2 tRNA genes and 3 rRNA genes are annotated in these 5,537 nt (G+C 44.9%); all 5 read right to left on the bottom strand.

The annotated features are described in order from the left end of the window. Positions 1 to 11: 11 nt before the first annotated feature. A 5S ribosomal RNA gene (rrf, locus tag CRU95_RS15935) occupies positions 12 to 127 on the bottom strand. 132 nt (positions 128 to 259) lie between these two features. Next, positions 260 to 3,176: ribosomal RNA gene (locus tag CRU95_RS15930) — 23S ribosomal RNA — on the bottom strand. A gap of 310 nt (positions 3,177 to 3,486) precedes the next feature. Further along, a tRNA-Ala gene (locus tag CRU95_RS15925) sits at positions 3,487 to 3,562 on the bottom strand. A 22-nt stretch (positions 3,563 to 3,584) separates the two neighbouring features. After that, positions 3,585 to 3,661, bottom strand: a tRNA-Ile gene (locus CRU95_RS15920). Positions 3,662 to 3,773: 112 nt separating this feature from the next. Continuing rightward, positions 3,774 to 5,290: ribosomal RNA gene (locus CRU95_RS15915) — 16S ribosomal RNA — on the bottom strand. The 16S, 23S and 5S rRNA genes sit together here with 2 tRNA genes alongside, the layout of an rRNA operon. Between the last annotated feature and the right edge of the window lie 247 nt (positions 5,291 to 5,537).

Here is a 5,537-nt window from a genome sequence, read left to right as displayed (position 1 = left end):
AAAAACTCAAGAGTTGGCGACGACTTACGTTTCCACAAGGGGACCCTGCAGTATTATCAGCGATGAAGTGCTTGACTTCCGGGTTCGGAATGGAGCCGGGTATTTCCACTTCTCAATAATCACCAACAAAGTTGAGTATTAAAAGCAAAGAATGCTCTTAATACTCAACTCAATTGTCTTGAGTGTATATTAATGTTAAAGTCTTTTACACAACTTTTATTAAGTATGTACTTAATAAGATAGTAAACCAAGAAATATATAAAATAAGCCAAACGATCTATTAGTACTAGTCAGCTAAATGAATTACTTCACTTACACATCTAGCCTATCAACCAGCTAGTCTTGCTGGGATCTTCAGGGAAAGTTCATCTTAGAGTTGGCTTCGAGCTTAGATGCTTTCAGCTCTTATCACATCCGTACGTAGCTACCCAACGATGCTCTTGGCAGAACAATTGGTACACCAGTGGTACGTTCATCCCGGTCCTCTCGTACTAGGGACAAATCTCTTCAACTTTCCTACGCCCACGGAAGATAGGGACCGAACTGTCTCACGACGTTCTGAACCCAGCTCGCGTACCGCTTTAAATGGCGAACAGCCATACCCTTGGGACCTGCTCCAGCCCCAGGATGCGATGAGCCGACATCGAGGTGCCAAACCTCCCCGTCGATGTGAGCTCTTGGGGGAGATCAGCCTGTTATCCCCGGCGTACCTTTTATCCTTTGAGCGATGGCCCTTCCACACAGAACCACCGGATCACTATGACCGACTTTCGTCTCTGCTCGAGTTGTATCTCTTACAGTCAGGCTGGCTTATGCCATTATACTCAACAAGCGATTTCCATCCGCTTTGAGCCAACCTTTGCAAGCCTCCGTTACTTTTTAGGAGGCGACCGCCCCAGTCAAACTACCCACCAGACATTGTCCTGAACGAGGATAACTCGTCCCAGTTAGTAACTCAAATATTCAAGGGTGGTATCTCAAGGGTGGCTCCCTATGTACTTGCGTCCATAGTTCATAGCCTCCCACCTATCCTGCACATGAATATCCAAGCTACAGTGTCAAGCTGTAGTAAAGGTGCACGGGGTCTTTCCGTCTTTCCGCGGGTAGGAGGAATTTTCACCTCCACTACAATTTCACTGGATCCCTGGTTGAGACAGCTCCCATCTCGTTACGCCATTCATGCAGGTCGGTATTTAACCGACAAGGAATTTCGCTACCTTAGGACCGTTATAGTTACGGCCGCCGTTTACTCGGGCTTCAATCAAATGCTTCGCTTACGCTGACATCATCAGTTAACCTTCGAGCACCGGGCAGGCGTCACACCTTATACATCCTCTTGCGAGTTAGCAAAGTGCTGTGTTTTTGGTAAACAGTCGGGAGGGACTCTTTGTTGCAACCTCTTCCGCTTTTGAGAGTAAATCTCTATACAGAAGTAGGCACACCTTATACCGAAGATACGGTGCTAGTTTGCAGAGTTCCTTAACCAGGGTTCTTCCACGCGCCTTAGAATACTCATCCCACCCACCTGTGTCGGTTTACGGTACGGGCAACAAATAATATACTTAGTGGCTTTTCTTGGCACGACAGTATCATCGATTCTGAATTGATTCCGAAAAATCGCAACAGCCTGTAAGATCTCGGTCGAATGTATCCCGGATTTGCCTAAGATACAACCTACATCCTTCGAGCCACTATTCCATCAGTGACCTCGATTAACTCTATGCGTCCCCACATCGCGCTTATTTGTTGGTATTGAAATATTAATCAATTTGCCATCGTCTACCCCTTTCGGACTCGACTTAGGTCCCGACTAACCCTACGATGACGAGCATCGCGTAGGAAACCTTGGGTTTTCGGCGTTGAGGATTCTCACCTCAATTATCGCTACTCATGCCTGCATGCTCACTTCTATCCGCTCCAGCACTCCTCGTCGGTATACCTTCAACGCTGAATAGAACGCTCTCCTACCACTTGTACAAGTACAAGTCTAAAGCTTCGGTGTACATCTTAGCCCCGTTATATTTTCCGCGCAAAATCACTAGACCAGTGAGCTGTTACGCTTTCTTTAAAGGGTGGCTGCTTCTAAGCCAACCTCCTGGTTGTCACAGTAACTTCACATCGTTTTCCACTTAGATGTAACTTTGGGACCTTAGCTGTTAGTCTGGGTTGTTCCCCTCTCGACGATGGATTTTATCACCCACCGCCTGACTCCTATGATTACGCATATAGTATTCGAAGTTTGATAGGGTTTGGTACCGCGGTAAGCAGCCCTAGCCCATTCAGTGCTCTACCCCTATATGTTACGACATAAGGCTATACCTAAATATATTTCGGAGAGAACCAGCTATCACGAAGTTTGATTGGCCTTTCACCCCTATCCACAAGTCATCCCAAGACTTTTCAACGTCAGCGGGTTCGGTCCTCCACTGGCTCTTACACCAGCTTCAACCTGCTCATGGATAGATCACTTCGTTTCGGGTCTGCAGCATCTGACTATGTCGCCCTATTAAGACTCGCTTTCGCTACGGCTCCGTACTTGACTTAACCTTGCCAGACACCACAACTCGCAGGCTCATTATGCAAAAGGCAGTCCGTCACCCTGTTGCAAGCAACATAGGGCTCCGAATGATTGTAAGCTAATGGTTTCAGGTTCTATTTCACTCTCCTCGCTGGAGTACTTTTCACCTTTCCCTCACGGTACTTGTTCACTATCGATCTGTAAGTAGTATTTAGGATTGGAGGGTGGTCCCCCCAGATTCAGACAAAATATCACGTGTTCCGTCCTACTCAGGATACCAATAGAGCTCTCAAGAGTTTCGTATACAGGAGTTTCACCTTCTATGCTATACCTTTCCAGATATTTCTACTACTCTTTTAAGTCTCACATTATGGTCCTACAACCCCCTATGCAAGCATAGGGTTTGTCCTAATCCGCGTTCGCTCGCCGCTACTTACGGAATCTCATTTGATTTCTCTTCCTCTGGCTACTGAGATGTTTCACTTCACCAGGTTAGCTCCCCGCAGGGTAACATATATCTCTATATGCTGGGTTGTCCCATTCGGAAATCCTCGGATCAAAGCTCTTTGGCAGCTCCCCGAGGCTTATCGCAGCCTAATACGTCCTTCATCGCCTCTTACAGTCTAGGCATCCACCATTAGCCCTTAATAGCTTATAATTTGTATAACTATATTTCTATAGTTACCTTTTTGATAATTATTCCTTGGCTACTATCTTATTAAATACAATATTTAATAAAACAGTAATTGTGTGTTTAAATTGTTTTCTATTTTGTATTAAAATAAATCTCTTTATTCTAATTCGAAAAAATTTTAAAGACTTTAACATTAAATTTTTAAATAACATTTTGATTCGAAAACCAAATATAAATCTTATACTCTAAGACTTATATTTAACTTTCTTTCTGTTCTACTTGGTTTATCTCTTAAAATTATTCACTATTCACTATTAGTTATTCATTCTTAAGTTGGTGGAGAATAGCGGGATCGAACCGCTGACCTCCTGCGTGCAAGGCAGGCGCTCTCCCAGCTGAGCTAATTCCCCAACAAAGATTATCTTCTTCTCATGGTGGGCCTACCAGGACTTGAACCTGGGACCTCACGATTATCAGTCGAGCGCTCTAGCCAGCTGAGCTATAGGCCCATTCTTCACCTATTATTTTCAATAACCTTTACAAACCGAATATGATATTGGATATTTACCCATTGTTTTTTTATTTCTTGAGATTAGAAACGAATCTAATCTCATTACTCTGAAAGGAGGTGATCCAACCGCAGGTTCTCCTACGGTTACCTTGTTACGACTTCACCCCAGTCGCTAAATCCACTGTGGAAGGTAGCTATTTTAGCATCCCCGCTTCGAATGAATTCAACTCCCATGGTGTGACGGGCGGTGAGTACAAGACCCGGGAACGTATTCACCGTAGCATAGCTGATCTACGATTACTAGCGATTCCAACTTCATGTAGTCGAGTTGCAGACTACAATCCGAACTGGGAGGCATTTTTGAGATTCGCTCCACGTCACCGTATTGCTGCTCTTTGTATACCCCATTGTAGCACGTGTGTAGCCCTGGTCGTAAGGGCCATGATGACTTGACGTCGTCCTCACCTTCCTCCTACTTGCGTAGGCAGTCTCGTTAGAGTTCTCAGCCGAACTGTTAGCAACTAACGACGAGGGTTGCGCTCGTTGCGGGACTTAACCCAACATCTCACGACACGAGCTGACGACAGCCGTGCAGCACCTGTATGAAAGCTCCTGCAAGCAGGCACCAATCCATCTCTGGAAAGTTCTTTCTATGTCAAGACCAGGTAAGGTTCTTCGCGTATCGTCGAATTAAACCACATGCTCCACCGCTTGTGCGGGTCCCCGTCTATTCCTTTGAGTTTTAATCTTGCGACCGTACTCCCCAGGCGGTACACTTAATGTGTTAACTGCATTACTGCAAGGTCTAGCCTCACAACAACTAGTGTACATCGTTTAGGGCGTGGACTACCAGGGTATCTAATCCTGTTTGCTCCCCACGCTTTCGCGTCTCAGCGTCAATTATGTTCCAGTAGATCGCCTTCGCAATCGGTATTCCTTCTGATATCTACGGATTTTACCCCTACACCAGAAATTCCATCTACCTCTCCCACATTCTAGGTTAACAGTTTTGGAAGCAGTTCTATGGTTGAGCCATAGGATTTCACTTCCAACTTATTTACCCGCCTACACGCTCTTTACGCCCAGTAATTCCGAGTAACGCTTGCACCCTCCGTATTACCGCGGCTGCTGGCACGGAGTTAGCCGGTGCTTATTCATATAGTACCGTCATTATCTTCCTATATAAAAGGAGTTTACGCACCGAAATGTGTCATCCTCCACGCGGCGTTGCTGCATCAGACTTTCGTCCATTGTGCAATATTCCCCACTGCTGCCTCCCGTAGGAGTCTGGACCGTGTCTCAGTTCCAGTGTGACTGATCATCCTCTCAAACCAGTTAGGTGTCATTGTCTTGGTGAGCCATTACCTCACCAACTAACTGATACCGTACAGGCCAATCCTAGAGCCATAAATGTTTCCCTTGCAGACTTAGGTCTTAAAGGCATATGGGGTGTTAGCAGACGTTTCCATCTGTTATCCCCCTCTCTAGGGCATGTTACCTATATATTACTCACCCGTGCGCCACTTAGCTGACAGTTAAAGCAAGCTTTAACCCGTTCTCGTTCGACTTGCATGTGTTAAGCACGCCGCCAGCGTTCACTCTGAGCCAGGATCAAACTCTCCATAAATGTTTAGTTTAATCATGACTAGTGTCTAACTCTTTTATCTAATCTTTCCAAAGAAAAATTAATTGCAATTGTTTACTGACATTACTCATTGTTTTTTTAATAGACGAGAATTGTATAAATTCTCTTGTTTTATATCATATTCGGTTTATAAAAGTTACTTACTTCTTAAAACCGTAGTTTGTTAAAGAACATCAACCCTTTGCGACGTTTGTCACTCAAATTGGACGGGAATTATAATAGGTTTTTT

Origin of the sequence: Arcobacter sp. F2176 (assembly GCF_004116465.1) — a bacterium.
GTDB classification, from domain to species: Bacteria; Campylobacterota; Campylobacteria; order Campylobacterales; family Arcobacteraceae; genus Arcobacter; species Arcobacter siniprincipis.
The sequence above is the reverse complement of the archived record's forward strand: the minus strand, read 5'-3'. Positions and strand labels throughout refer to the sequence as shown.